24 protein-coding genes are annotated in these 26,283 nt (G+C 55.6%); 16 read left to right on the top strand and 8 right to left on the bottom strand.

The annotated features are described in order from the left end of the window. The first annotated feature begins 62 nt into the window (after positions 1–62). The 4 genes from PXG97_RS07690 (at position 63) to PXG97_RS07675 (ending at position 4,965) form a co-directional block, all read left to right on the top strand. Complete coding sequence (locus PXG97_RS07690) at positions 63–524, top strand: (2Fe-2S)-binding protein (RefSeq protein WP_276497168.1); 462 nt, start codon at positions 63–65, stop codon at positions 522–524. 3 nt (positions 525–527) lie between these two features. After that, the gene (locus PXG97_RS07685; protein ID WP_276497167.1) at positions 528–2,678 is read left to right on the top strand and encodes a xanthine dehydrogenase family protein molybdopterin-binding subunit; all 2,151 of its coding nucleotides are present in this window, start codon (positions 528–530) and stop codon (positions 2,676–2,678) included. A gap of 84 nt (positions 2,679–2,762) precedes the next feature. Beyond that, positions 2,763–3,749: a GTP 3',8-cyclase MoaA gene (moaA, locus tag PXG97_RS07680; RefSeq protein WP_276497577.1), complete on the top strand. Its 987-nt coding sequence runs from the start codon at positions 2,763–2,765 to the stop codon at positions 3,747–3,749. 19 nt (positions 3,750–3,768) lie between these two features. After that, a complete protein-coding gene (locus tag PXG97_RS07675) occupies positions 3,769–4,965 on the top strand; it encodes a molybdopterin molybdotransferase MoeA (RefSeq protein ID WP_276497166.1) in 1,197 nt (398 codons plus the stop codon). Between the two features lie 9 nt (positions 4,966–4,974). On the opposite strand, the gene PXG97_RS07670 is transcribed toward PXG97_RS07675, so the two are convergent. Beyond that, positions 4,975–5,910: an FAD-dependent oxidoreductase gene (locus tag PXG97_RS07670; protein WP_276497165.1), complete on the bottom strand. Its 936-nt coding sequence runs from the start codon at positions 5,908–5,910 to the stop codon at positions 4,975–4,977. 219 nt (positions 5,911–6,129) lie between these two features. Between PXG97_RS07670 and moaC the strand changes: the two genes are divergently transcribed. Genes moaC through moeB form a run of 3 tightly spaced genes read left to right on the top strand, consistent with a single transcriptional unit; the run spans position 6,130 to position 8,817 of the window. Continuing rightward, positions 6,130–6,606, top strand: coding sequence for a cyclic pyranopterin monophosphate synthase MoaC (gene moaC / locus PXG97_RS07665; protein ID WP_276497164.1), 477 nt, complete (start codon positions 6,130–6,132; stop codon positions 6,604–6,606). Then, positions 6,587–7,756: an NTP transferase domain-containing protein gene (locus PXG97_RS07660; RefSeq protein WP_276497163.1), complete on the top strand. Its 1,170-nt coding sequence runs from the start codon at positions 6,587–6,589 to the stop codon at positions 7,754–7,756. Before moaC ends, PXG97_RS07660 begins: the two co-directional genes overlap by 20 nt. Further along, positions 7,756–8,817, top strand: a complete 1,062-nt coding sequence (gene moeB, locus PXG97_RS07655) for a HesA/MoeB/ThiF family protein (protein ID WP_276497162.1) — start codon at positions 7,756–7,758, stop codon at positions 8,815–8,817. Before PXG97_RS07660 ends, moeB begins: the two co-directional genes overlap by 1 nt. Here the strand turns inward: moeB and PXG97_RS07650 are convergent, their stop codons facing one another. The 6 genes from PXG97_RS07650 to PXG97_RS07625 all read right to left on the bottom strand — a co-directional run bounded on the left by PXG97_RS07650 (position 8,818) and on the right by PXG97_RS07625 (position 13,728). Next, positions 8,818–9,234 (bottom strand): molybdenum cofactor biosynthesis protein MoaE, encoded by a 417-nt coding sequence (locus tag PXG97_RS07650; RefSeq protein ID WP_276497161.1) that lies wholly within the window; start codon positions 9,232–9,234, stop codon positions 8,818–8,820. Between the two features lie 11 nt (positions 9,235–9,245). Then, positions 9,246–9,488, bottom strand: coding sequence for a molybdopterin converting factor subunit 1 (moaD, locus tag PXG97_RS07645; protein ID WP_276497160.1), 243 nt, complete (start codon positions 9,486–9,488; stop codon positions 9,246–9,248). An 8-nt stretch (positions 9,489–9,496) separates the two neighbouring features. Then, positions 9,497–10,297: a sulfite exporter TauE/SafE family protein gene (locus PXG97_RS07640; protein WP_276497159.1), complete on the bottom strand. Its 801-nt coding sequence runs from the start codon at positions 10,295–10,297 to the stop codon at positions 9,497–9,499. Between the two features lie 137 nt (positions 10,298–10,434). Continuing rightward, on the bottom strand, positions 10,435–10,863 hold the full coding sequence (locus tag PXG97_RS07635; protein ID WP_276497158.1) for a c-type cytochrome: 429 nt from the start codon (positions 10,861–10,863) through the stop codon (positions 10,435–10,437). A 128-nt stretch (positions 10,864–10,991) separates the two neighbouring features. Next, on the bottom strand, positions 10,992–12,377 hold the full coding sequence (locus tag PXG97_RS07630) for a sensor histidine kinase (RefSeq protein ID WP_276497157.1): 1,386 nt from the start codon (positions 12,375–12,377) through the stop codon (positions 10,992–10,994). Then, positions 12,367–13,728, bottom strand: a complete 1,362-nt coding sequence (locus tag PXG97_RS07625; protein WP_276497156.1) for a sigma-54-dependent transcriptional regulator — start codon at positions 13,726–13,728, stop codon at positions 12,367–12,369. The genes PXG97_RS07630 and PXG97_RS07625 overlap by 11 nt, the downstream gene beginning before the upstream one ends. A gap of 281 nt (positions 13,729–14,009) precedes the next feature. On the opposite strand from PXG97_RS07625, the gene PXG97_RS07620 reads away from it, so the two are divergent. The 9 genes from PXG97_RS07620 (at position 14,010) to dacB (ending at position 25,686) form a co-directional block, all read left to right on the top strand. Further along, positions 14,010–16,436, top strand: a complete 2,427-nt coding sequence (locus PXG97_RS07620; RefSeq protein WP_276497155.1) for an ABC transporter permease — start codon at positions 14,010–14,012, stop codon at positions 16,434–16,436. A 388-nt stretch (positions 16,437–16,824) separates the two neighbouring features. Beyond that, positions 16,825–19,302 (top strand): outer membrane beta-barrel family protein, encoded by a 2,478-nt coding sequence (locus PXG97_RS07615; protein ID WP_276497154.1) that lies wholly within the window; start codon positions 16,825–16,827, stop codon positions 19,300–19,302. Between the two features lie 172 nt (positions 19,303–19,474). Further along, a complete protein-coding gene (locus tag PXG97_RS07610; RefSeq protein WP_276497153.1) occupies positions 19,475–20,041 on the top strand; it encodes an RNA polymerase sigma factor in 567 nt (188 codons plus the stop codon). Further along, a complete protein-coding gene (locus tag PXG97_RS07605; protein WP_276497152.1) occupies positions 20,038–20,850 on the top strand; it encodes a HEAT repeat domain-containing protein in 813 nt (270 codons plus the stop codon). Before PXG97_RS07610 ends, PXG97_RS07605 begins: the two co-directional genes overlap by 4 nt. Before the next feature lie 6 nt (positions 20,851–20,856). Further along, positions 20,857–21,729 carry a DUF4097 family beta strand repeat-containing protein gene (locus PXG97_RS07600; protein ID WP_276497151.1) on the top strand — a complete coding sequence of 291 codons (873 nt, stop codon included), beginning with the start codon at positions 20,857–20,859 and terminating at the stop codon, positions 21,727–21,729. Between the two features lie 80 nt (positions 21,730–21,809). Further along, positions 21,810–22,607 (top strand): DUF4097 family beta strand repeat-containing protein, encoded by a 798-nt coding sequence (locus PXG97_RS07595; RefSeq protein ID WP_276497150.1) that lies wholly within the window; start codon positions 21,810–21,812, stop codon positions 22,605–22,607. Between the two features lie 123 nt (positions 22,608–22,730). Continuing rightward, positions 22,731–23,288 carry a DUF1543 domain-containing protein gene (locus PXG97_RS07590; RefSeq protein ID WP_276497149.1) on the top strand — a complete coding sequence of 186 codons (558 nt, stop codon included), beginning with the start codon at positions 22,731–22,733 and terminating at the stop codon, positions 23,286–23,288. A 106-nt stretch (positions 23,289–23,394) separates the two neighbouring features. After that, positions 23,395–24,096 (top strand): hypothetical protein, encoded by a 702-nt coding sequence (locus tag PXG97_RS07585; RefSeq protein WP_276497148.1) that lies wholly within the window; start codon positions 23,395–23,397, stop codon positions 24,094–24,096. A 198-nt stretch (positions 24,097–24,294) separates the two neighbouring features. Beyond that, entirely contained in the window at positions 24,295–25,686 is a 1,392-nt protein-coding gene (gene dacB / locus PXG97_RS07580) for a D-alanyl-D-alanine carboxypeptidase/D-alanyl-D-alanine endopeptidase (RefSeq protein WP_276497147.1), read from the top strand. 77 nt (positions 25,687–25,763) lie between these two features. Here the strand turns inward: dacB and PXG97_RS07575 are convergent, their stop codons facing one another. Continuing rightward, positions 25,764–26,105 (bottom strand): hypothetical protein, encoded by a 342-nt coding sequence (locus PXG97_RS07575; RefSeq protein ID WP_266204924.1) that lies wholly within the window; start codon positions 26,103–26,105, stop codon positions 25,764–25,766. Positions 26,106–26,283: the final 178 nt, after the last annotated feature.

Genomic DNA, 26,283 nt, shown 5'->3' with positions numbered 1-26,283 from the left:
ATACTTGTTCTAGGAACGGGATTATTTCTTAACTTGGAGTGTAAACTTATTTAAGGAGAAAGATGGCAACATACAAGCTGCAAATCAACGGCCGAAGCTATGAGGTCGATGTAGAGCCGGATACCCCGCTGCTGTGGGTGCTGCGCGACAACCTGGGACTGGTAGGCACCAAGTATGGCTGCGGCATTGCGCAGTGCGGCGCCTGTACCGTGCACGTGAACGGCAACGCCATGCGCTCTTGTGTATACCCTGTTTCAGCCGCCGCCAATGCCAGGGTCACCACCATAGAAGGCCTGTCGGAGGCAGGCGACCATCCGGTGCAGCTGGCCTGGGACGAAGTGGATGTGGCACAGTGCGGCTACTGCCAGGCCGGCCAGATCATGACGGCCACGGCGCTGCTGAACAAGAACCCCAAGCCAAGCGCCGAGGACATCGACAATGCCATGAACGGGAATATTTGCCGTTGCGGTACCTACCACCGCATCCGCGAAGCAGTTGCATTAGCCGCCACTAAACTCAAATAAGCCATGCCGAACAAGACACAGGAAAGCAGACGCAGTTTTATGAAGCTGTTCGCGGTGGCGGGCGGTGGCCTTGTGCTGGGCTTTAACTCCACCAGCTCCGTCGCGTCGGCGCTGGGCCTGATCGATGCGTCGAACCTTTCGGCGGCAGCCATCGATTTCAACAGCTACCTCTCCATATCGCCGGAAAATATCATCACCATTCTTTCGCCTAACCCGGAGCTGGGGCAGAACATCAAAACCTCTTTCCCGATGATCGTGGCAGAGGAGCTGGATGCCGACTGGACCAAGGTGAAAGTGGTGCAGGCGCCACTGGATACCACTAAGTTTGAACGCCAGGTGACCGGCGGCAGTGGTGCCGTGCCGCACTCCTGGGAACGCCTGCGCAAGGCAGGTGCCACGGCCCGCCAAATGCTGCTGGAGGCTGCAGCCAAGCGTTGGAATGTAGCAGAAAGCTCCCTCACGACGGAAAACGGCATGGTGGTGCATATGGCTAGCGGCCGCAAGCTGAGCTACGGCGAGTTGGCTACCGAGGCCTCCAAACTGCCTGTGCCAACGGAGGTGAAGCTGAAGGAGACCAAAGACTTCAGGCTGATTGGAACCGCCGTGCGTAACGTGGATAACCACGAGATGATCACCGGTAAGCCGCTGTACGGCCTGGACCTTTACAAAGAAGGGATGCTGTTTGCCATGATTCAGCGGCCGGAGGCGTTCGGCATGAAGCTGAAGTCGGTGGACGCGGCCGCTGCCAAGGCCATGCCGGGTATCGTGGATGTGGTTACGTTCAAGAACAATGTAGCCGTGGTGGGCAAATCAACCTGGCAGGTGATGAAAGCCCGCAAGGCACTGAAGATAGCCTATGAAAAGGACGGCGCACTGGAAAGCACTGCCGACCATGACCGCCTGTTCAAGGAGTTGCTGGATAGCCCGGAGGCCAACGTGCGCCGCAAGGATGGGGATGTGGAGGCCGCTTTTAAGAAGGCTGCGAAAGTCATTAAAAGCGAATACCAGTGCCCGTTCCTGTCGCACAGCCCAATGGAGCCGATGAACTTCTTTGCGCATGTGCGCCCGGATGGCGTGGAACTGGCGGGACCTACTCAGACACCGGAAAGGGCCCGCGACCAGGTAGCGAAGCTGCTGGATATTGCCCCCGAAAAGATCACGCTGGAGCTCACGCGCCTGGGTGGAGGCTTCGGACGCCGGCTGAGCAACGATTATGCGTTGGAGGCGGCAGAGCTGTCGAACATCGTTAAGGCACCGGTAAAAGTGATCTGGAGCCGCGAAGACGACATGACCGGCGGCACGTACCGCCCGGCCGTGCGTTACCGTTTTGAGGCGGCCCTGGATGCCAAAGGCAATATGATCGGCTATAAGCTGCGTGGCGTGGGCATCAACTCCGGTAACCCGACCAGAGAAGACAACTTCCCATCCGGCGCGGTAGAAAACCTGTTGATCGACTCGGTAGAGCATAAATCCCCCATCACGACGGGGCCTTGGCGTGCGCCAATCACCAATTTCCTGGCCTTCGCGGAGCAGGCCTTTCTGGACGAGGTGGCGCAGGCGGCGAAGAAAGACCCGGTGCAGTTCCGCCTGGAGCTGCTGGAGAAAGCCAAGAAAGCCCCTGTAGGGGAGATCAAGTATGACATCGACCGTATGCGGGGGGTGATCGAGCTGGCGGCCGAAAAATCAAACTGGGGCAAGAAGAAAGGCGTGCACCAAGGCTTCAGCGTATACTTCTCCCACCGCTCTTATGTGGCCCAGGTGGCAGAGGTGAAAGTCAAAAGCTCGGTACCGGTAGTGGAAAAAATATACGCTGCCGCCGACTGTGGCATAGTGGTGAACCTAAGCGGCGCTTACCAGCAGGTGCGCGGCGGCATTGTGGATGGCCTGGGCCACGCCATGTACAGCAAGCTCTCCTTTAAAGATGGCGCAGCCGAGCAAAAGAACTTTAACAACTACCGCCTGATCCGCCTGAAAGAGGTGCCGGAAATCGACGTGCACTTTGTGAACAACGGCATTGACCCGACCGGCTTGGGCGAGCCGGCGCTGCCGCCAACGGGTGGGGCCGTAGCAAATGCTATCTTCAAGGCTACGGGCAAGCGCCTGCGCAACCAGCCTTTTATGGAACAGGCGGAGCTGAAGAACGTAATAGGGTAATCTGATGGGGCGGGCAAGAGTGCCCGCCCCATCAGATATAAAGCAGGTATAGTATAAGCTACCTGCAGTATGAAACAGAGGCGCATGTTGGTAGACAGACACGGAAGGAGAATCAATTATTTGCGACTGGCGGTAACCGACAGGTGCAACCTGCGCTGCTTTTACTGTATGCCCGAAGAGGGGCTCGACTGGCTCTCCCGAAGCGAGGTGATGACCTACGAGGAGATGCTGCACATCAGCTCGGTGCTCCTAAAGATGGGGATAGAGAAAATCCGTATCACCGGCGGAGAGCCCTTTGTGCGCAAAGACTTCATGCCCTTTCTCACCAGGCTCTCACAACTGCAGGGGCTGCAGCAGCTAACCCTAACCACTAACGGGGTGCTTACGGCACCTTTTGTGCCCGAACTTAAAAAGATCGGCGTAGCTGCCGTTAACCTCAGCCTGGACACCCTCGATCCTGACCGCTTTCTGGCCATCACCCGGCGTAACGTGCTCCCGAGTGTGCTGGAAACCTTGGATGCTTTGCTGAAGCACGGAATTGAGGTAAAAATCAATGCCGTGGTGATGGAGGGGAAGAACACAGCCGATATCCTACCGCTGGTGGCGCTCACTAAGGAGGCACCTGTTAGCGTGCGCTTTATTGAGGAGATGCCTTTTAACGGGGCAGGAGGCCATTCTGCTAGCTTGAACTGGGACCACTGGCGCATCCTGGAGGCCATCAAAGCAAAGTATTCAAACATTCAGAAGGTGGTGGACCCGCCGCATTCCACGTCCTACAACTACCGAATTCCCGGCCACAAAGGCAGTGTGGGCATCATTGCCGCCTATACACGCTCATTCTGCGGCACCTGCAACCGCATCAGGCTCACGCCGCAGGGCGATCTGAAGACCTGCCTTTACGGCAACAGCATGCTGAATGTAAAGGACCTTCTGCGGGCCAGTGTGCCGGAGCAGGGTTTGCAGGAAGCGCTTCTGGGAGCCATCAGCCGGAAGGAGAAAGACGGCTGGGAGGCAGAAAAGAACAGTACCTTATACACCCTCCACGCCTCTATGGCCACGATAGGGGGCTAACCATCAAAATAACCACAGCATGATCCGGGTTGAGGAAGCCGAAGCGATTGTACAGGTACAGGTAAGAGACTTTGGTGCTGCGCGGGTGCCGTTTGAGGAGGCGCTGGGAAGGGTTCTGGCCACAGACCTACGGACAGACAGAGACTTGCCGCCCTTTAACCGCGTCGCCATGGACGGTATCGCGATCAGGTATGCTGACTTCGCCGCCGGTACCCGCACCTTCCAGATCAGGGGAACCCAGGCGGCCGGGGAGCCTGCCGTGGAGACAATGGCTGCAGGTGAATGCGTAGAGATCATGACCGGGGCGGCTTTGCCTGCCTCCACCGACACCATTATCCGCTACGAAGACCTGGACTTACAGGAAGGCTTGGCGACCGTGAAATTAGATGCTGTGCAGCCAGGGCAAAACATCCACCCACAAGGCAAAGACCGAAAGGAGGGGGATGTGGTAGCCGCCGCAAACCAGGTGGTGACAGCTACCTTGGTGGGCATGGCGGCAGCGGTAGGGGCTACCGAACTGGAAGTGAGAAAGCTGCCCCGCACGGTGGTCATCTCAACCGGCAATGAACTGGTGGGGGTGGAGGAGACCCCGCTGCCGTACCAGATCAGGCGCTCGAACAGCTACATGGTAAAAGCGGCGTTGCAGCAGTATGATTTACAGGCCGACCTGTTGCACCTGCCGGATGAAGTGGCGCAGACAAAGGAGCAGCTCATGCGCTGCCTGCACGTTTACGATGTGATCATACTTAGCGGAGGCATCTCCATGGGCAAGTATGATTTTGTGCCGCAGGTGCTGGAGGAGCTGGCTGTGGAGAAGCTTTTTCACAAGGTGCAGCAGCGTCCCGGAAAACCATTCTGGTTTGGAGTTCATCCACAGGGAGCCGTTGTCTTTGCTTTACCGGGCAACCCGGCCTCCACCTTTATGTGCCTGCACCGCTACTTCCTCCCTTGGCTTAGGGCCAGCCTGGGGGTAAATCCGCAGCCTGCCCTTTATGCAGCTTTGCATGCAGATATTATCTTTCAGCCACAGCTACAGTACTTCCTGCAGGTAAAACTAAGTATAAGCGAGAGCGGACAGCTGCTGGCTACGCCGCTGCAGGGCAACGGCTCCGGCGACTTTGCCAACCTGGTGGAGGCAGATGCCTTCCTGGAGCTCCCGTTGGAAAGAAGCACCTTTAAGGCTGGCGAAGTATACCGCGTGTGGCCGTTTAATTAAGCCGCAGGGTTAGCCGCCGATCAAGTGCGCGATGTCTTCGGCACATCCCCAGGCTAAAGTAAAGCCACTGCCCCCATGCCCGTAGTTGTGGATGATGTTCTGCCCCGGCTCCTGCTCTAACCGGATTATTTTTCGAAAGGGCCTCAGGCCAGCCCAGCTTCCAACCATAGGCTGCTCAGACAGCTCCGGAAATAGCCTTACTGCTTGCTGGTAGAGGCGCTGGAGCGTGGCCGGCTCTGGTGTGGTGTCCCATACATTTTCCTCAAAAGTGCCGCCGACCACGGTGGCATCCTGCCTGGGAACGATGTAAAACGGCTGCTCCTCGTACAAAAAAATCGGCATGCCTTGCTGGGGAGGCAGCAGCACGACCTGCCCTCTAATGGGGTAAATCTCCTGATCGTGGCACAGTACTCTGGAACCCAGGCCGGTGCAGTTGATCACCCATTCATGGGAAGCTGTAAGCTCACCCAGGGCTTTTACCTCACGCCTGATGAATTGCACACCCTTACGACTCAGATCGTCCAGTAGCCAGGGGAGGAAGCGTTGCGTCTCCACCAGGGGCACCTGCAGGGCATACCCTTCCTGAAAATCTGCCGGAAAGGCTGTTACCTTCAGGGTGCTGCACGAGTTTGCCGGAATAAAGTCTTTCCAATAGTTAGCGGGGGCATCGGTGCTTTTCGAGACTTTGTGCAGCTGCCGCATGCTTATACCTGTAGCCGTGTCATCCATCAGGGCAACGTACCGCTGGTAGCTCGCCTGGCTCCAGCGGATGCACCGCAGGTCGTTTTCGATGTGGTAAGGAAACCAGAACGCCGCGGCTCTGTTAGAAGTTGTTTCGGGCGGGAAATTCTTGGCGTATACTGTCACATGATGCCCTCTTTCCACCAACGTATAAGCCGTCGCTAAACCACAGATTCCTGAACCTACAATCGCAATGTTTTTCATGATGTTGCGTAAGTGTTATACCCACCTGCAAAGTGTGCCGTTTACTAGAGGTTTTCCGGCATCTGAAAGATAAGCAAAAGTGGGTTTGCATGAGCGGGTTACAAAAGCTTCTCCCTGATTTGACAAGTATAAAAGGTAAAACCGGCAGGCCGGGGAGGAATTTGAGTTGCGCCCATTTAGCCTTACATTTGAAGTAAGACACAGCAAGAAGTAGAACACATGAGCGATTTTTCACACCTGAATGACAAAGGACAGGCCACCATGGTGGACGTTAGCGGGAAGCAGGCTACCCACCGCACCGCCACAGCGAGGAGCATTGTGGCCTTGCCGCCGGCGGTGCTGGAGAAATTTGCTGCAGACGACATTCAGACCAAAAAAGGATCAGTGTTTCAGACAGCCATCATAGCGGGCATCATGGCGGCCAAGAAAACCGGAGAGTTGATTCCGCTTTGCCACCCGATCGGGATGGACAACTGTAACATTACTATACAGCTTAATGAGCAGCAGGAGGTGGTGATCGAATGCACAGCCAGCATCACGGCCAAAACAGGGATAGAAATGGAGGCACTCGTAGGCGCCTCCGTTGCCGCCCTGACGGTGTACGATATGTGCAAGGCGCTGAGCCATGATATTGTGATAAAGGAAACCAGGCTGATCGAAAAGACAGGAGGAAAGCGTGACTTTAAAAGAGCATAAAAAACACAGCCTGATTGCCAGGCCCGCCTATGGCAATTTCGGGCGCAACGAGTGGGCGATAGTGGGCACACCCTGCGGCGCCATCAAAGCCTTGGCGGATGCAGTGGTAAAAGCCCTGTCTGCCAAGTATAGATGTGCCTACATAGATGCCTCTCATGCACAGGCAGACGCCGAAGAACCGTTGCCGGGCCGCTTGGCGGCAGGTGCCGTGGTGGAGTATACCGATCAGATACACTACCATCAGCTGGAGCTTAACAAGGAGCTGAACCCGTTTCAGTTCCGGGAGCTGCTGTCAGATATGGACCTGGTACTGGTAAACGGCAACCACGAGCAGGCAAAGGCGCAGGTGGTGGTGATCGATCCTGCTAAAAAAGCCTCGCTGCAGAAGAGGCTGCCGCAGCTCACGCAGGTGTCGCTGTTCCTGCTGACCAACGATGCGGAGGAGGTGTTTGACTTTGTGCAGGAGGCCATCCCAGACTGGCGCACGATTCCTGTTTATCGTTTGGGCGAAACAGAAAAGATCATCGCTTTTTTCAGAGAGCAGCTGCAGCAGGCAACGCCGAAGCTGAACGGCCTGGTGCTGGCAGGTGGGCAGAGCCTGCGCATGGGACAGGACAAGGGCGCGATGAACTGGCACGGGAAGGAGCAGCGGTACCATGCTGCCGATCTGCTGAAAACGCTGTGCCAGGAGGTGTTTATCTCCTGCCGGCCGGAGCAGCAGGCAGCGCTGGACAGCACCTATAGCGCCTTGCCTGATACCTTCACCGGCTTAGGGCCTTACGGTGCTATTTTATCTGCCTTTCGGGAGCAGCCGGACGCTGCCTGGCTGGTACTTGCCTGCGACCTGCCTCTGCTTGATCTTGCCACACTCCGGCACCTGAAGGAAAACCGGAACAGCGCCTGCCTGGCAACCACCTTTGCGAGTCCGCACGATGGGTTCCCAGAGCCGCTAATCACGATCTGGGAGCCGAAAAGCTATCCTGTGCTGCTGTCATTTCTGGCGCAGGGGTACACTTGCCCGCGCAAAGTGCTGCGCAACAGCGATACTCACCTGCTGGCGCCGCCACGAGCCGAGGCGCTCCTGAACGTGAACACGCCGGAGGAATCGGAGAAAGTAAAGAAAATCTTATACCAGAGAACCACCACCTGATGCAACAGCCAGAGAACTTGCGTTACACTTGCCAAATTACCTTGCCGGGCTTCGGGGAAGTCGGCCAGGAAAAACTGCAAAAGGCGCGTGTGCTCATAGTTGGTGCCGGCGGCCTGGGCTGCCCTGCCGCCCAATACCTGGCGGCGGCGGGTGTCGGCACGTTAGGCATCGCTGATTTTGATACTGTGTCTATAGGCAACTTGCACCGGCAAGTGCTGTTTACGCCGGAGGAGGTAGGGCAGAAGAAAGCCGCGGTGGCTTGCGGCAAGCTGCAGCAGCAGAACCCAGGTGTACGGCTGGTGGTGCATGAGGTAAAGGTAACCGATGCCAATGTGTTGGACCTGCTGCAGAACTACGATATGGTGTTGGATGGCAGCGACAATTTCGACACTAAGTACCTGCTGAATGATGCCTGCGTGCTGGCCGGAAAACCGCTGGTGTATGGCGCCATTTACCAGTACGAGGGGCAGGTGGCCGTATGGAATGTGCTGAACGGGGACGGTAGCCGGAGCCCCCATTACCGGGACGTGTTCCCCGAAGTGGACGCCTCGCAGGTACCCAACTGCGCCGAAGGGGGCGTGATCCCGACGCTGGCCGGCATGATCGGCTGCATGCAGGCGAACGAGGTACTCAAGCTGATCACACAGACGGGGGAGGTACTGGCCGGAAAGCTGCTGCTGCTGGATGCGCTCTCCATGCAAAGCCGGATCATCAAAATAGGTAAGGTCTCGAAAGTAAGGGTGGAGAAGTTGCCGGTGGCAGAGGAAGTGCCGGAAATAAAGGTGCCTGAACTAAAGCAAGGGATGGCGGAGGGCAGCTATGAGTTGATAGACGTCAGAAGTGCCGAGGAGCGCGCCGTCTTCCACATAGGCGGAAAGCACGTGCCGCTCGACCAAATAGGGCTGGAGGACTTACTACAGCAGGCTGATAGGGCGCTTGTGGTTTACTGCGCCTCTGGCAAGCGGAGCGGAGAGGCGGTGAAGCGTATCCGGAAGCAGTACCCGCACCTGCAGGTGTACTCCCTGGAAGGAGGGCTGAAAGCCTGGAAGGAGCAGCCATAGCTAAGGGTGCGCCGCCACCCATACTTCCCCGTCTTCAAAAATCTCTTTTTTCCAGATCGGCACTGTCTGCTTCAGCGTATCGATGATGTAGCGGCAGGCATCAAAAGCAGCGGCGCGATGCGCGGCAGCAACGGCTATCACCACCGGTACTTCGCCAACCTCCAGCACCCCGGTCCGGTGGTGCACGAGTACTTTCTGCACAGGCCACTGCGCCAGTGCCTGCTCCGCAATTTTCCGCATTTCCTTCAGGGCCATACTTTGGTAGGCTTCAAACTCCAGCCGCAGCACCGTTTTGCCCTTGGTGGCGTTGCGCACTGTCCCGATAAACACGTCAATGCCACCGCATTGCGGCGACATCACCCAATCGATGCAGGCCGGTATATTCAGCGGAGCTTCTGAAAGCTGTATATCTATCATGCATTTTATACTTAGCCTCCGCTTACGGGAGGGATAAGGGCTATTTCATCGTGCTGTTGCACTGTATCGCCGGGCGTTGTGTAGGTGTCATTCACTGCGACCATGTAGGATGCCAATTGCTTTAAGCGCGGGTACTGCTCCTCCAGCTCCGCGCGCAGGTTGGCCACGGTGGCCTCACCAGGCAGCTCCACCGCTACGGAAGAGCCGCCCACGATCTCTTTGGCAATACCGAATGCCAGAACATTTACTTTCATAAGCTATATTAATTGAACCAGGGAAGGTGCTTATAAAGTACCTCCAGCCCTGCTACAAAAATAAGAACTGCCGTTATCCGACGGATGACCATGGGGTTGAACCGGGCGATCGCGATGCGGGAGCCCAATTGCCCACCGGCCAGCACGGCCACAGCCAGCAGTAGTATACGGGTAAAGTTAACAGAGGAAGGAAGCTGCGCCAACTGCCCTGCTATACCTGCCACGGAGTTTACGAGTATGAAGAGGCTGGCCGTAGCAGCGATCCGCTTCGCATTGTCCCACTTCATGAGGTTGAGCAGGGGAGAAAGAAAAATGCCCCCGCCTATGCCTACCATGCCCGAGAGTAGGCCCAAGCTGCCGCCCAACAATCCGTCGCGGGTGTAGTTAGGCTGGTAAACGATGCTTTCCTTCTTCAGTGCTGCAGATCGCTTTTGCGCCCACAGCAGCACAGCCGCTCCCAGCAGGCTAACGCCGAGGAGCACGTAGAAAGTATCCTGCTCAAGCCTCAGGCTGGCGCCCAGATAAGCCATGGGCACACTGACCAGGATAAGCGGAACGATTTTCTTCCAGATCACCTGCCCGTTCCGGACGAACAGGATCGTACCCCCTGTCACGACCACGATGTTACACAGCAGGGCGATCAACCGAATCTCCTGAAAAGCCAGCGGGTAAAGTGCCAGCACCGCCAGGTAACTGGAGCCCCCGCCGAAGCCCACCGAAGCATACACAAAGGCAATAACAAAAAAGAAAAACAGTAACTCCCAGTGCTGCATGCCGGTGTAATCGGTTGTTAGGGTGAAGGTGTACATCCGCTACGCCTCGCCTGAGCGCAAAGCGCAGGACCGGAGGCTGAAGAAGGAAAAGGTTATCCTCCTGCTCCATTCGCACCAAGACCACAAGCCTAAGTATAGCCTCTGATTCGGCGGAGAAGTTTCGCGTACCTGAGTTACTTCTTTCGCTCCGCCTTTACTTGGGCAGGCGTAACGGCTTTGGCTTTGTTGCCCCAGCTGTTCTGGATATAGTTCAGCACGTCAGCTACTTCCTGGTCTGTCAGGTAGTCCATCGCTGGCATATCCATGTTGTATTGCGCCCCGTTTACCGTTATCTCGCCGCTAACGCCATGGAGGATCGTGCCTACGGCTCTTTTCTGATCTTTCAGCAGGTAGTCAGATTTTGCGAGTGGCGGAAATGTGCCGGGGATACCTTCTCCCTCCGGCATATGGCAGCTCTGGCAATTAGCGGCGTAAACCTTTTCGCCCCGAAGCATACTTTCCTTCAGCACATCGGCTTTTTTTGTGTCAGCAGGCTGGTCCGTAGGTAGCGCGGTCCAGAGACCTGTGGTGAGTAAAGCAGCAGCTAGTAAGCTTTTAAACATGTTTCAGAATTTTAGAAGACCAATATAGGCATTAATCTTTTTACCTGAGGCATGAACGGCATATTGACCGCGTGGGATACGGCCGGCACCCTGTTTTTGCCCTTCTTACTTGTCGTGTACCAGGTGTTTTAGAGAGTCCTGTCAGGAAGGTTGGACGCTGAAAAATTGCGAAAGCGAAGGACAAAGGCCGTTCCCTCTCCCTCCGCCGACTGCACCTGGATGGAACCGTTGTGGAGCATGACGATCTGCTTGCACAGGCTCAGGCCGATGCCGGTGCCGTTCTTGCGGGTGCTGAAAAAAGGTATAAAGATCTTCTCCTGCACCTCCCGCGACATCCCAATGCCATTGTCTGCCACCTTGATGAACGTACTCTCACCCGATGTGTAAGCTGACAACACAATGGCCGGCTCCGGCTGTACTTTTACCGCCTCCATGGCATTCACCAGCAGGTTGATGAGCACCTGGTCGAGCAGGTTTTTATCGGCCTGCAGGCGCAGGGAAGGGTCCTCTAAGGATATATCCAGTGCAATGTTTTTCTGGGCCATGGTCGGCTGCATCAGGTGCTTTAGGTTGGCGAACACCTCTTTTACGGCCACTTCCGCCAGGTTCAGCTTCGTGATGCGGTTCAGGTTGCGGTATACTTCGGCAAAGCGCAGCAGGCCGACACTCCGGTTCTTTATGGTGCTCACGCTCAGCTCAAAGTCCTCCAGGTCGTGCGGCGATGGGCCGGTGGTGGCGGTTTCGTGCAGGCGGGTCTTCAGCGTATCGGCCAGGGAGGCGATAGGCGCCACCGAGTTCATGATCTCGTGCGTCATCACGTTCAGCAGCTTCTGCCAAGCCCGGGACTCCGTCTCATCCAGGGCCTCGCTCACGTTCTGAAAGGCCACCAGTTTAAAGGTGTGCCCCTCGCTCCGGAATGCTGTGGCCGAGAGCAGTACTTTCAGAGTGCTTTTCTCGAAATTGGAAGTATAGGCCGTGGCGATTTTGGAGCGCCCGGGCTGCAGCTCCTGCACCGCCTGGTATAGCTCCTGGTCCCGCTTCTCCAGGTGGTGGATCGTCTTCATGAAAGGCAGGTGCAGCAGCTTCTTCAGCGAGTCGTTCATCAGCACCACCTCACCGCTTTCGGTGTCGTAGGAGAGGATGCCGGTCTCGACCAGCTCCATGATCTTCTGCAGGTGCAGGTGCTGGCTTTCCTTTTCCTTGTTTATACTTTTAAGGGTGGAGTTGATCTCGTTAAAACCCTTGTGCAGCAGTTGCAGCCGGGCGCTGGGGTACTCCTCATTGTAATACCGGGAGAAATCGCGGTAATGGACCGACTCGATAAACTGATTCAGCTCATCCTGAGACTTCCTTACAAACCGGATCAGGTCGGCCACCTGGTAGGCTATAACCGGAAGTATAAACACAAGTGCCTCCGACCAGCCGTTTAGGATGGCGATTGCCGGTGTGCTCAGGGTGAGGAGAAGAAAAAGCACCCGCAGCAGCACATCCCATTCAAAATTTTTATAGCCCATACTTGCCTAATCTTCTGTACAGGGCGGTGCGGGTAATACCCAGTTCTTTGGAGGCCCTGGTCAGGTTGCCGCCATGCTTTTGCAGCACCCGGTTGATGGTGGTCCGCTCCAACTCCTCCAGGTTGCTTTCCTCTGTCAGCTTTTCCTCCATGGGCGCCGCTTCAATGGGAGAGAAGAGGATGTCGTCGGCTTGCAGCACGGGGCTATCCGCCATGATGACGGCGCGCTCTATGGCATATTGCAGTTCCCGCACGTTGCCTGGGTAGTGGTACTGCAGCAGCTTTTCCAGGGCGGGTTTGCTGATCTCGGGGGCTGGCTTCATGTATTTATCGGCATACACAGCGGCAAAATGTCTGGCCAGCAGTAGGATGTCATTGCCTCTTTTCCGCAAGGGCGGAATAGTGATCTCCACGGTGTTAATGCGGTAGATCAGGTCTTTACGGAAGCGGGATTCATTCGCCAGCTCGGCCAGGGGCACGTTGGTGGCGCAAAGCAGGCGCACGTCAACATGCACCGGCTCGTTGGCGCCCAGGCGGATAACCTGACGGTTCTGCAGCACGCTGAGCAGCTTGGCCTGCTGGTGCAGCGAGATGTTGCCGATCTCATCCAGGAAGATCGTGCCGCCGTTGGCTGCCTCGAACCTGCCGGCGCGGTCTTCGCGGGCATCGGTGAAGGCGCCTTTTTTGTGGCCAAACAGCTCGCTCTCGAACAGCGATTCGGTCAGGGCGCCCACATCCACTTTCACATAGGGCTTCGTTGCCCGTAGGGAATAATGGTGTATCGCTTTGGCCACCAACTCCTTGCCGGTGCCGTTCTCACCCAGTATCAGGATATTGGCATCGGTGGGAGCTACTTTTCGGATCTTCAGGAAGATGTCCTGCATGGCCTCCGATGTTCCCAAAAGCTCTGTGCCAAAGAAGTCCTGGGTGTCGCTGTCGGCCGCACTGGTAGTGGTACCTTTGCTTTTCTTGCCCACAGCATCGGCCAGAATCGTGAGCAGCTTATCGTTATGCCATGGCTTTACCACAAAATCTGCCGCGCCTTCTTTCAGAGAGCGTATCGCCAGGTCAATGTCGCCATAAGCGGTGATCATGATCACAGCCACCTCTGGCCTCAGTTCCTTTACTTTCCGGAGCCAAAACAAACCTTCGTTGCCTGTGTTCAGGGCACTCTTGAAATTCATGTCCAGCAGGATCAGGTCGAAGGGTTGTTGCCGGAGCAGGGCGGGAAGCGCATCCGGGTTTTTCTCCACGGTGATGTCGCGCACGTGTGGCCGAAGCAACAGTCGCACCGCGGTCAGCACATCAGTGTCATCATCTACTACCAGTACGGAGGCCTTTTTTAACTGCATACACTTACATTTACAGCACCTAAAGAAACTATAATTATGCCATTGATACAACTGCCTCAACCAGAGCCCCTAGGGCAATGGTAGCCAGGGAGTGAGCGTGCGAATTCGCACACCTGCTGCGCGATACTGCACGCTCTAAAAGTATACATACGCGGTAATGGCCTGATAAACAGGGGTATTTTGTTTTGGCACTGCGTGTGCAAGCCAGCTTTGTGGCAGATGGGCGCAAACAGGCCGCGCTTACACTGCTGTTACAGTCAAAGCTCTTATTTCGTAAAACTATGCTAAGGAACTACCTCAAAACCGCCTACCGAAACCTTGTACGGCACAAGGCCTTTTCCATGATCAACATTGCCGGCCTGGCCCTGGGGCTTACCACCTGCCTGCTCATCGGGCTGTTTGTGTACGATGAACTGCAGTATGATAAGTTCCTGCCAGAAGGGGATAGGGTGTACCGTATCTATAACGACATGTCGGCAAGAGAGGCTGGCTCCACGGTTGCCCCGGTGCCCCCCATGTTCGGCACCACCCTGGAGCAGGAGTTCCCGCAGGTAGAGCAGGTAGCCCGTATCCTGATGCTGCAGTTTGACGCCAACAACCTGGTGGAGGTAGGGGAGAAGCACCTGTACGAAAATGGCCGAACCTTTACCGATCCTACCTTTTTTGAGGTGTTCCAGCTGCCCTTCAAGTATGGCTCGCCTGAAAAGGCCCTGGCCGACCCATCTTCCATTGTGCTGTCGGATAAGATGGCCGCGCGCGTGTTTGGCGACAGAGACCCGGTGGGGGAGAAGATAAGCGTGAACAAGGAGCCCTACATTGTGCGGGGCGTGTTTTACAGCAACGACCGCTTTCACCTGCCCGTGAACTTTATTCAGCCGATGGAGGCTGCCGAGATTCCGGCCGAGCGCATGAAGAAGTGGAGCTGGCAGCAGTTTTATACCTATGTGAAGTTGCGTCAAGGGACTGATGTGCAGGGAGTAGAGGCGCAGTTTCGGGATATTGTGGGCAAGCAGATCGACCCCGATCAGAACAGGCCGTATGATTACGTGCCCCACTTTCAGCCGCTGCACGACGTCTACCTACACTCTGCCGATTTTAAGTATGACCAGGCTATAAGAGGAAACATCACCTACGTGAAGGCCCTTAGCATTGTGGCTGTATTTATACTGCTGATCGCCTGCTTTAACTTTGTGAACCTGGCAACGGCTAAATCGGTGCAGCGGGCCAAAGAGGTGGGCGTGAGAAAAGCCGTGGGCGCCAGCCGCAGCCAGTTGGTGGTGCAGTTCATTGCCGAAACCCTGCTGCTCACGCTCATCAGCGTTATTTTTGCTGCCGCGCTTACCTCGTTGCTGCTGCCTTCGCTCAACGCCTTCACCGGCAAACAAATGGCTTTTAACATCTTTGCCAATCCCTGGCTGCTCCTGTTGCTGCTCGGCTTAACCGTGGTGGTAGGCGTTTTGGCAGGCTTTTATCCGGCCCTTGTCTTATCCGGTTTTCAGCCGGTAAAAGTCCTGAAGAGCGCCGTGGTGGTAGATAGCAGGGTAGGCCGGATACAGTGGCTGCGCCATGGGTTGATCGTGGTACAGTTCGCGTTGTCCATTTTTCTGATCATCAGCGCCTTTGTGGTATACCGGCAGGTGTCTTACCTGCACGACAAAGACTTGGGCTTTAACAGGGAACAGGTGATGTTCTTCCAGATGCGGGGGGAGCAGATGTTTGAAAACTATGAGACGTTTAAGAACGAGCTGAAGAAAGTACCCGGTATCAAAAATGTGTCGATAGGCTACGGGTTTCCGGGCGACGCAACGGCTGGCGATGGGATCACCACAATCAAGGACGGGGAGCAAACGAACCACAGCGTGACCCAACTCATGGTGGACTATGATTACGTGAATACCCTGGACGTGAAACTGCGGGCGGGCAGGGCCTTTTCGAAAGAGTTCCGGACAGATGCCGATCAGGCGTTCATGATCAACGAGACAGCGGTAAGGGAACTGGGCTTCGGCACTCCGGAGAAAGCCATTGGCCAGCCGCTGCGCTGGAACATCTGGAACGATGTAAACGCGGACTCTGTCAAAGAAGGAAAGATCATCGGGGTGGTAAAAGACTTTCACTTCAAGAGCCTCTACGAGCGGGTGGAGCCGACGGTGCTCCAGATCTTCCCGAGCGCTTACTGGAAAGTGGCCGTAAAGATGGATGCGGCAGATGTGGCCGGCACGATAGAGCAGGTAAAGCAAGTATGGAGCAAGTTCTCGCCGGATTACCCGATCGAGTACGTGTTCATGGATGAGAACTTTGCCAAAATGTACAAGGCCGAGGACAAGCTGAAAACACTGCTCTGGATCTTCACCGGGATAGCCATTTTTGTGGCCTGCCTGGGCTTATTTGGCCTGGCAGCCTATGCCGCGGAGCGCCGGAAAAAGGAAATCGGCATCCGGAAAGTACTGGGAGCAGAGAACGCAACCATTGTGGCGCTGCTCTCCAAGGAGTTCCTGGCGCTCATTATCGTGGCCGCGCTTATCGCCTTCCCGCTGGCTTGGTTTGCCATGAGCGTGTGGCTGCAGAACTTTGCTTACCGCATTGATATCCCGGTGTGGGCGTTCTTTGCGGCAGGAATAACCGCAGCGCTGGTGGCCTTCCTGACGGTGAGTTACCAGGCGCTGAAAGCCGCTTCTACCAACCCTGTCGCCAACCTCCGGTTTGACTGATCATAGCCGCCGTGCCGATTGCCAGAAAGGCAACTGGCACGGCGGCTATATTTCTTTTATAGTTGCAGTCCCGCCAAAAATAAATCGCTCCGGCAGCTGTAACCTTTCCGAAAACCAAAGTTTACCTAATTGAGCACCGGCCAGGCTGGTAAGTATACCCTTGCGGTGCAGCAACCCTTAGCGTCTTTAGCGGTGCCTGACGAGGTACTTTGAAGATGCCGGCAGCCAGTTTGGAGCAAGCAGTTGTTGCCAGGCTGCATCTGTTGGATTTGGCAACATAGATTAAATTTTAAAGGAATTCTGGTGGGCATGCAACTGTAGCTTACAGCTTTTGTCTTTACGCTATACCTGAACCAAGTTATCACCTTCACACCTTAACTACTGAACTATGAAAAAAAGAAGACGCTTCTTGCTGGGATACCTATGCCTTTTCCTCAGCCTGCTTAGCTTCTCGGGCCTGGCACAGGATGGTGCGCAGCAAGCTGGGGCTAACGGCACTATTACCGGCACTTTAACCGACTCGCTTACCGGCAAACCCCTGGAGTATGCCACCGTGGCTTTGCTGCAGCAAGGTTCTGCACAGGCGGTGGGGGGTACCCTTACCGATGGGAAAGGGCAATTTAAGCTCGAAAATATCGGTTTTGGAACGTATGACCTTGCCTTTAGCTTTATCGGCTATTCTTCTAAAACTATACGGCAGGTGCGTGTAACGGCGGACAGGCCGCAGGTAAGCATAGGCAAGGTTGCTCTGGGCACCTCCTCGGCCACCACCCTGCAGGAGGTGCAAGTACAGGCGCTGCGGCCCACCATTACGCAGGAGGCAGACCGCTTGGTGGTAAGTATAGAGGGTACTGCCTTGGCCGCCGGTAAAACGGCCTATGATGTGCTGGCTACCTCTCCGGGTGTGTTTGTGGACCAGGAAGGCAACATACAACTAAACGGCAGGAGCGGGGTCACTGTGATGCTGGACGGCAAGCTTACCTATCTCTCGGCCCGCGACCTGCGCTCCTTGCTGGAAGGCATGCCGGCAGAGAACATCCGCAACATCGAGATCATCACCAACCCCTCCGCCAAGTATGACGCCCAGGGATCCTCCGGCATCCTTAACATCAACTTGAAAAAGAATACCCAGCAGGGCGTGAACGGCAGCGTGTACGCCGGAACCATCTATAACGGCAAGCAGGTGGGGTATTCAGGCGGTGCCACGGTCAACTATAAAACGGGTAACTGGAACTCTTTCCTGAACCTGGACGCGGCCCGCCGTGTGGGAGGCCGCGACGCTACGTTCAACCGGGTGTTCAGGGGAGCGGAAGAATCTGTATACTTTGACCAGGAGGCGACCGAGGACTATGAGGTACAGGGGCCGCCAGCAGTGCGCCTGGGCACCGACTATTCCTTAAACGACCGCCACAGCGTGGGGGTGATGGGCTACTTTGTGACGAACAAGTTCAATGCCGACTTCCTGACAGAGACTTACCTGGGCAATGCGCCGGGCCAGCCAACGCAGTTTATAGATGCCGATAACTTCAGGGAGAACCGCTTCACGAACTACACCGGCAACCTGCACTACGTGGGCAAGTTCGACACGCTGGGTACGCAGCTGAGCGCGGACCTGGACCTGGTAAAGATCCGAAACAAGGGAGACGCCAACTTTTATAACTACTTCTACGACCTGACGGGGGAGGGGGCCGACAGGCAGGATTTCCTCTATACCAACACGCCTTCGGGCTTTGATATTTACTCGGGAAAAGTAGACTTCACCAAAGCGCTCTCCAGGGGCCGAAAATTGGAGCTAGGCGTGAAGGCCAGCCGGGTTTCCTCGGACGCGGACTCCCGCTTCTACTTTAACAACAGTGCAGTGCTCGTGCCGGACCTTTCGCGCACCAACCACTTCCTCTACGACGAAGACATCTATGCGGCTTACGTGAACTGGAACAGCAAACTTGGGGAGCGCTTTAGCCTGCAGGCGGGCCTTCGGGCAGAGCAGACCGTATCCAAGGGGGAGTCGCTGACCACGGGGCAGGTAACCGAGCGTGATTACCTGGATTTTTTTCCGAGCCTTTTCCTGAAGCAAGAGGTGAGCGATGATTATGAGCTGAACTACAACTACAGCCGCCGCATTTACCGGCCAAACTACGGCTCGCTCAACCCCTTCTTCTCCTACCGCGACCCGTACACCTACTGGCTCGGAAACCCGTACCTACGGCCGCAATACACCCATTCCTTCGGCATCACGCAGACCTATAAGAAAAACTACAGCCTGGCGCTCAGCTACCAGCTCCAGCAGGACGTAATCGCCGAAATTCCGATGATAGATGCCGAAACCTCCACAACCATTTATACTATTGGCAACGTGGACGACGCCATTAACCTGAGCATGACAGCGGTGGTGCCTGTGCAGATCATGAAGAAGTGGGATACGAGCAACACCCTGCTGGTGGCCTACAACGAGTTTAGCACCATCGTGGATAGGCAGCAGGTAACGAATGACCAGGTCTTTTTCATGCTACAGTCCAACCACACCATCCTGCTGCCCTGGAAGCTGAAGGCCGAGATCAATGGCACCTACCAGGGGGCCGGCGCCTATGCGCTGTATCGGGTGGATCCGCGCTGGTGGCTGAACGTGGGGCTGAAGCGAAGCTTTCTGGATGACAAGCTGGACGTGACCGTCAACGCCAACGATATTTTCCATACCCAGCACCTCATCATCGGGGCCAATGTGGGCGAAGGCAATGTGAGTGATTGGGACCAGTATTTCCGGCAGCGCAACATAGGGTTTACGCTGCGCTACAAGTTCAGCAGGGGCGCCAAGCTGGAGGAGCGCAAGCGCAACAACCTGGAGGAGCTGAACCGCACCGGCGGATGATAGGACATTGTGTTTTTAGTTTAAGATACAAGCGGGACTTTCTGAGTCCCGCTTGCATTTACAGCTACCGGGTAGTTGCCGGGTAATCTTCCCGAAAAAAAGCGGCAGAAAACCTGTAACTTTTCCCAAAACCGCAGTTTCCATTATAGAAGACCAAACCAAACCTGATCAGTTGGACATATTTACAGACAACGCTTTGATGCTCAAGGTAAAGGCCGGTGACCTGGACAAGCTCGGCCTGCTCTTCCAGCGGTACGGTAAAAGCCTGTACGGCTTCTACTTCCGCATGACCCGGAACGCGGAGCTGAGCGAGGACCTGGTGCAGGATGTGTTTGAGCGTGTGCTGAAGTACCGCCACACGTTCCGGGGCGACGGCAAGTTCAGCACCTGGCTTTACCACCTGGCCCGCAACGTGCTGGCCGATCACCTGAAGAAGACCAAACGTGCGGGCATCAGCACAGACATTGACCAGAAGCAGGACAAGCTGCCGGACCTGTCGGTGCCGGAGGAGGCCAAGCAGAAGGAAGAGCACCTGCAGCTCATGGAGCTGGCGCTGGACCAGCTGAGCGAGGACAAGAAGGAGCTGCTGCTGCTCACCAAGCTACAGGGACTCAAGTACAAGGACATCGCCACGCTGCACAACTGCACCGAGACGAATGTGAAAGTAAAGGTTTTCCGGGCGGTAAACGACCTGCGGGAGGTCTTCCTAAAACTACAAGCGAAGGGTATAAACATATGAGAGACGAGAGACAACAGGTGCTGATCCTGGATTACCTGGAGGGAAACCTGGACGAGGCGCAACAAAAGGAGTTCGAGGCGCTGGTGCAGGCCGGGGAGATACGTGAGGAGGAGCTACAGGCGCTGCAGGCTACCTTCACAAGTATGAGCGCGCTGCCGGACCCGCAGCCAGGCCCCGGCCTGCAGGCGAAGTTCAACCGTATGCTGGCTGCCAAAATAGAGCAGGCGGAGCTGGCAAAGCCACAGTATACCTGGGCTGATTTGTGGCGAAGTATGCAGACCCTGCTGAGCCCTGTGCGGCTGGCTTATACGCTGGTGGTATTCGCCTTCGGCTTCTTTGCCGCCTGGCTGGCTTTCTCGCCAAGCCAGCAACAGCAGCCAAACACAGACACCCAGATGCTGGCCATGGAACTGAGCCAGGTAAGGCAGATGCTGTTTGCCACCCTCATAGAGCAGCCGGCCGCGGTAGACCGACTGCGGGCGGTAAACATCTCCAACGAGATAGTGGATGCCGACGAGAAAGTAATCGGTGCCCTGTTTAACTCCCTCAACAATGACCCCAACGTGAACGTGCGCTTAGCCGCCGTAGAGGCCCTGAAAAAGCACACCGCCAACCCTCAGGTGCGCGAGCAGCTCATCCTGTCGATCAACAAGCAGGAGTCGCCGATGGTGCAGATTGCGCTGGCCGACCTGATGCAGGACCTGCAGGAGCGAAACGCGGTGCCGCAACTGAAACAGCTGCTGCAGGATGAGAACACCAACGAACAGGTGAAAGATAAAATCAAGGAAAGTATAAACGTCTTAATCTAAAGAACTATGGAACATATGAAGTCTTTGATCATGCTGCTGGTATTCCTGCTGAACGGGCTGGGGCTGGTGGCGCAGAACCACACCGAGAAGATCGTACGGGAGCTAAGCTTTGCCCGTAAGTCGGCGGCCAATGTGCTGAAGGTGGAGAACATAGACGGCTTTGTGCACGTGGAGCCCTACAACGGTGATAAGGTGCTGTTTGAGGTGGAGCGCATCATCCGGCCCAAAGCCGCAAACGGGCTGGAGAAGGCCAAGGAGCTAAGCGTGGAGTTTAAGGTAAGCGGCGACAGCATCATCAGTTACCTGAAGGCGCCCTACATCCAATCCCACCGAACAAACACAAAAGGCAACCGGGGAATCAACATCGACCGGGAGCTGGAGTACGGCTTTACCCACAACTACACCATTAAGGTGCCGCAGCACACGAACCTCTCCCTGATCACGATCAACAACGGGGACATCAAGATCCGGAACATCTCCACGGACTACATTGAGGCCTCTAACATTAACGGGGCGATCCTGCTGGAGAACATTGCCGCGGAAGTGGACGCCAAAACCATCAACGGGAATGTGGTGGTGAGTTACCGCGAGAACCCAAAAAAGCAGGCGAGGCTGGAAACGCTGAACGGCAACATTGAGCTGCTGTACCAGAAAGCGCTTTCAGCCACCATCGACTTCAGCTCCTTTAACGGCGACTTCTATACCGACCTGGAGGACCTGCAAAAGCTCTCGCCCAAGGTGGAGAAGGTCAGCAGCTCCGACGGATCGAGTACTACTTATAGACTGGGGCAGGCGGCATCCTTCAAAACAGGTGCGGGCGCAGCCAGGCTGGAGCTGAAAACCTTTAACGGAAAAGTGATCGTGAAGGCGAGAGGCTAATTTATTACCCTGAATCATATTCAACCAACACAACAAACAGCATAATGAAACGCAGCATACTTGTATTACTACTTTTGGTTATGAGCACATACGGCTTTGCCCAAAGTAGTACAACCGAAGAAATTGTAGTGCCCCTGACTAAGCCCAACGAAGCCGGCACCCTGGAAGTAGGGCTTATTTCCGGCGCGATCCGGGTGACGGGCACGAAGGCCAAAGAGGTGGTGATCAAAGCCAGCCTGGGGGAAAGAGACGCCAGGCGGCAGGGGCGAGAAAGGGCAAGTGAGGAGGTAGGCGGCCTGAGGAGAATTGCCAACACCAGCCTGGGCATTACGGTGGAAGAGCATAACAACAACGTGGAGGTATTATCGGAGGCGATGAACCGCATTGTGAACCTGGAGATACAGGTGCCGCAGAACTTCAGCCTGAAACTCTCGACCGTGAACAATGGCGAGATTCTGGTGCGCAACGTGAACGGCAATTTTGAGCTGGACAACGTGAACGGACCGATCACGCTGGAGAACGTGTCGGGCAACGCGCTGGCCAACACCACCAACGGCAAAGTAAAGGCTAACTTCCTGAAGTGGGATAACAAGTCGCCCATGGCCTTCTCTACCCTGAACGGCGACGTGGACGTTACCATGCCGGCGGGTTCAAAATTCACTGCCAAGTTGAATTCCGACAGAGGGGAGATATACACGGATTTCGACCTCACGAAAGACACCAAGCCGGCACAGGTAAAGTCCGGCGCCAGAACAGAGGGAGGCGTATACCGGGTGAGCACGGCCAACTTCGTGACGGGCAAGGTGAACGGCGGCGGTGCCGAGATCATGGTGAAAAGTATGAACGGCAACATCTACATCCGGAAGAGCGGCAAGTAAAAACCCGGCCGCAGCCTTTACGGTACTTTAGGAAGTATAACAAGTGCGGTGTGAGGAGATAAGCTCATGAGGGTAAAGCCTCATGAGCTTATTTTTTGCCACTGCTTCTGCTTATCTTGCGGCATGCAAACACCGAAACTCTTTATGCTGATGCTGGGCTGCACGCCCGCCGGCAGAAACACCGAGCAGCACGACATCTTCTTCAGCGTGGCCGAAACGGTAAAAGACCTGGTACCGGAGATCAAGGCTTTCTGGCCTGAGGCAAAGGGCGACATACACGTAGATGCCTGGCGCGAGGTAACGCACGTAAACGGCTATCGCATCACGGTAGTGCCCAAGCAGGAGGCCGCCGAAGCGGCGGAAAAGCTTTTTTTTCTGAACCTGGGCGGGTATAAGCCGAACGAGTTCGACGAGTTCCACTACAAGATGCTGGCCGTGGCCGAAGATACCGCCGGTGCCGTGAAGCAGGCCAAGCAAACTGCTTTTTACAAGCACACCGGCTTTAAAGGCGCCACCTCGCACATCGATGATAAGTTTGGCGTGGATGTGGATGACCTCTATAAAGTGGAGGATATCCTGCCGGAGGCCGTGAAGCAAAAGTATAGCCTGCAGGTTTCTAAAACAGACAACGCGGCAGAAGACGAAATGCATCTGGGCTACTTCCAGTTGCACAAGCTCTAGCGCCAAAGTATAAACTTGGCTGGAGAAGGGGAGACCGTGTTAAAGGAACAAGTATCCGCTCGCTGCGTTATTAGGGGAAGTATACAACCTAAAATGAACTGACGCTATGAACAGATACGATGAAAACAACAACCGCCAACGCAAGAACCATTACGCTGATTTTGACGAGCATGGCAACCCGCTGACCGGCAACCGGAACAGCCTCTCGCGCTACAATGCCGAAGGAAGCTACGGCAGCGACAGGCAGGCGCGTGACGAGCGCCGCCGCGGAGAATACACCTCCAACTCGGCCCGCGCCTACGGTGACATGAGCCACGGCACCCGCTACGGCGAAGGCGGAAGCTACGAGGGCGGAGGCTCTGCTTACGGCCACTCCTACTACGGCTTGTCTGGCCAGGAAGGGCCACACTTTACACAGCACGACAGAAACAACTGGTCCGACAGCAGGCAGTACGATGCCTACGGCGACTCGGAACATTACCGCAACCGCGACCAGCGCTTCAGCGACAGCTTTGGCCGCACCAGCGACGGCGGCTACATTAACGAGAACAGAAACCGCGATAACCGCGGCTATCAGCGCCGCTACGACGACAGCTACCAGGGCAACCAGGGCTATGGCAATGAGCGCCGCGAAAACTACGGCTACGACCGCGGCTACCGCGACTTTGGCGGCACAGGCTACGGCGCTACCGGCTACAACAACCGCGACGAAGACCGCATGCGCAGCGCCTACGGTAACCGTGGTTACCGCGAGGAGGAAGGCCGCCGCTACAACGAGCGCAACAGCAACCGGCACCAGAACTGGTAAGCCAAGAATTAGGAGTAGCCAAGCCTGATTTGTCATTTAAGGCTTAGGCCGATTTTCACTGGCATTTATACTTTAGCGTATGAATCTGAACAGCCGCCTGCCATAAAACAGGCGGCTGTTTTTGTTTTAGCGTGGCTTATGGAGCTAAATCAGAGGGAGGGGTAGGTATAAATCCGCTAAAATGCTTACTTTTTGGCTATGAAAACCTTTACACCTAAAGCCATACTTGTGCTGGCCTGTCTGTTGCTCCAAACCGTTGCCTGGTCGCAGACGGTGCCGCAAAAACTGGCGGCCGCCTACAGTAAATTTGAGCAGGACCCGCAGCTGCAAAATGCTATTGCCTCCCTCTACATCACAGACGCTAAAACCGGCGAGGTGGTCTTCGACCGCAACAGCCGGATCGGGTTGGCGCCTGCCTCCACCCAAAAGGTCATCACCAGCATCAGCGCTTATGAGCTATTGGGCAAGGATTTCAGGTATGAGACACAGCTTGCCTACCGCAAAAACAAGGGCAACAACGAGCTCGTCATACTTCCTTCCGGCGATCCTACCTTTGGCAGCTGGCGCTGGGCCGAAACCAAAGAAGACCGTGTGCTGGCCGGAGTTACTAAATCCCTGCAGCGGACAGGTATAAAATCCTTTAAACAGGTAACGGTGGCCAACCATAGCTGGAACGATGAGACCGTGCCGGACGGCTGGATGTGGCAGGATATCGCCAACTATTACGGCGCCGGTTCGGCCAAACTGAACTGGCGTGAAAACCAATACGACGTTATCCTTAAATCGGGCCCAAGTATAGGCGACCCGGTGGCGATCGTGAAGACAGTGCCGGAACTGAATGGCTATGGCCTGCGCTCTGAGCTGACTTCGGCCGCGGCCGGCACCGGCGACAATGCCTACATCTACTTTCCGTTGAGTGCGCCATCGGCCACCATACGGGGCACTATCCCGGTAAACGAGAGCAGCTTCAAAATTTCGGGCGCCATGCCCTCTGCGGCACGGCAGTTTGTGAGCACCCTGTCCGATACCTTGCAGACGCTGGGTATCAAGCTGCCGAAGCAGCCGGTAGAGCACAATGCCCCGTTGCCTTCTGGCTATACTGTTTTCCATACCGTTACCTCCCCGCCGCTGGATAGCATCATCTACTGGTTCAACCGCAAGAGCATCAACCTCTACGGCGAAGCGCTGGTGAAAACCATTGCCTACAAGCATACCTCCGACAGCCAGACGGGTAACGGCCTGCAGGAGATCCGTGCTTTCTGGAAACAGCGCGGCCTGCCGGAAACAGAGTTGAGCATGGTGGACGGCTCGGGGCTGTCGCCGCTGAACCGCGTAACCACCCATGCGCAGGTGCAGCTGCTGCAGCACGCCCAGGCACAGCCCTGGTATAAAAGTTTTTATACTTCGCTGCCCGTGTTTAACGGCATGAAAATGAAAAGCGGCACCATACGCGGCGTCAAAGGCTTCTGCGGCTATCATAAAGGCAAGGACGGCAAGGAGTATGTCTTTTCCTTTATCGTGAACAACTACAACGGCTCGGCCTCCGCGCTTGTCAAGAAGATGTACCTGGTGCTGGATGAGCTCAAGTAGCCCTTTCGGTAAAGGATACTATAAAAGCAAAAGGCCCGGATTTACCGGGCCTTCGCTGTTTCATGTGAAGTATGAAGCTATTTCTTCTTCTTGATATCTGCACTGCTTTTGTGGCTCTTGAGGGTGCTGGAGTTAGGCTGGTCGTTGCGGAACTCCTTATCTGTGCTGTCGGCGCCACGGGAGGTCGTGGTCAGGTTCGCGTGCGGGTCCTGTGGCGTTACCTCGTCTCTTCTGCCATCCGTATTTTTGCCCTTCTTGGCACCGCCGCTGCTGCCTTCATGGCTTGGCTTGTTCTCGCCGCGCGTATTGTCGGCACCGCCAGCCACAGGGCCAGTCTGTTTGCCTTTGCCTAATCCGCTCACGCCTTCACCTTTTCTTGAATTCGGGTCTTCCGAGATATTTCTGTTGTTGCTGCTCATCGTTTGTTTCCTTTTAGATTTAAATTGAATCTTCTCCTCCTAATTTACCGGAGGTACTTAGGTTTACGGAGGAAACCAGCGGTTGGGTTAGCAAAGGAGTACAATTTCTGCCTGCTGTAAATGTGTTGCTTGCCCCTACACAGGTAAAACAGGAGCCGGGCCAACAGCTTTCGGCACA

This window comes from Pontibacter litorisediminis, assembly GCF_029360645.1.
GTDB lineage: Bacteria > Bacteroidota > Bacteroidia > Cytophagales > Hymenobacteraceae > Pontibacter > Pontibacter litorisediminis.
Note: the sequence above shows the minus strand (reverse complement) of the source record. Positions and strands in the feature narration are given on the sequence as shown.

Coding starts and splice junctions, on each gene's coding strand:
- PXG97_RS07690 (WP_276497168.1), top strand. CDS start 63: ATGGCAACATACAAGCTGCAAATCAACGGCCGAAGCTATGAGGTCGAT.
- PXG97_RS07685 (WP_276497167.1), top strand. CDS start 528: ATGCCGAACAAGACACAGGAAAGCAGACGCAGTTTTATGAAGCTGTTC.
- moaA (WP_276497577.1), top strand. CDS start 2,763: ATGTTGGTAGACAGACACGGAAGGAGAATCAATTATTTGCGACTGGCG.
- PXG97_RS07675 (WP_276497166.1), top strand. CDS start 3,769: ATGATCCGGGTTGAGGAAGCCGAAGCGATTGTACAGGTACAGGTAAGA.
- PXG97_RS07670 (WP_276497165.1), bottom strand. CDS start 5,910: ATGAAAAACATTGCGATTGTAGGTTCAGGAATCTGTGGTTTAGCGACG.
- moaC (WP_276497164.1), top strand. CDS start 6,130: ATGAGCGATTTTTCACACCTGAATGACAAAGGACAGGCCACCATGGTG.
- moeB (WP_276497162.1), top strand. CDS start 7,756: ATGCAACAGCCAGAGAACTTGCGTTACACTTGCCAAATTACCTTGCCG.
- PXG97_RS07650 (WP_276497161.1), bottom strand. CDS start 9,234: ATGATAGATATACAGCTTTCAGAAGCTCCGCTGAATATACCGGCCTGC.
- moaD (WP_276497160.1), bottom strand. CDS start 9,488: ATGAAAGTAAATGTTCTGGCATTCGGTATTGCCAAAGAGATCGTGGGC.
- PXG97_RS07640 (WP_276497159.1), bottom strand. CDS start 10,297: ATGTACACCTTCACCCTAACAACCGATTACACCGGCATGCAGCACTGG.
- PXG97_RS07635 (WP_276497158.1), bottom strand. CDS start 10,863: ATGTTTAAAAGCTTACTAGCTGCTGCTTTACTCACCACAGGTCTCTGG.
- PXG97_RS07630 (WP_276497157.1), bottom strand. CDS start 12,377: ATGGGCTATAAAAATTTTGAATGGGATGTGCTGCTGCGGGTGCTTTTT.
- PXG97_RS07625 (WP_276497156.1), bottom strand. CDS start 13,728: ATGCAGTTAAAAAAGGCCTCCGTACTGGTAGTAGATGATGACACTGAT.
- PXG97_RS07620 (WP_276497155.1), top strand. CDS start 14,010: ATGCTAAGGAACTACCTCAAAACCGCCTACCGAAACCTTGTACGGCAC.
- PXG97_RS07615 (WP_276497154.1), top strand. CDS start 16,825: ATGAAAAAAAGAAGACGCTTCTTGCTGGGATACCTATGCCTTTTCCTC.
- PXG97_RS07605 (WP_276497152.1), top strand. CDS start 20,038: ATGAGAGACGAGAGACAACAGGTGCTGATCCTGGATTACCTGGAGGGA.
- PXG97_RS07600 (WP_276497151.1), top strand. CDS start 20,857: ATGGAACATATGAAGTCTTTGATCATGCTGCTGGTATTCCTGCTGAAC.
- PXG97_RS07595 (WP_276497150.1), top strand. CDS start 21,810: ATGAGCACATACGGCTTTGCCCAAAGTAGTACAACCGAAGAAATTGTA.
- PXG97_RS07590 (WP_276497149.1), top strand. CDS start 22,731: ATGCAAACACCGAAACTCTTTATGCTGATGCTGGGCTGCACGCCCGCC.
- PXG97_RS07585 (WP_276497148.1), top strand. CDS start 23,395: ATGAACAGATACGATGAAAACAACAACCGCCAACGCAAGAACCATTAC.
- dacB (WP_276497147.1), top strand. CDS start 24,295: ATGAAAACCTTTACACCTAAAGCCATACTTGTGCTGGCCTGTCTGTTG.
- PXG97_RS07575 (WP_266204924.1), bottom strand. CDS start 26,105: ATGAGCAGCAACAACAGAAATATCTCGGAAGACCCGAATTCAAGAAAA.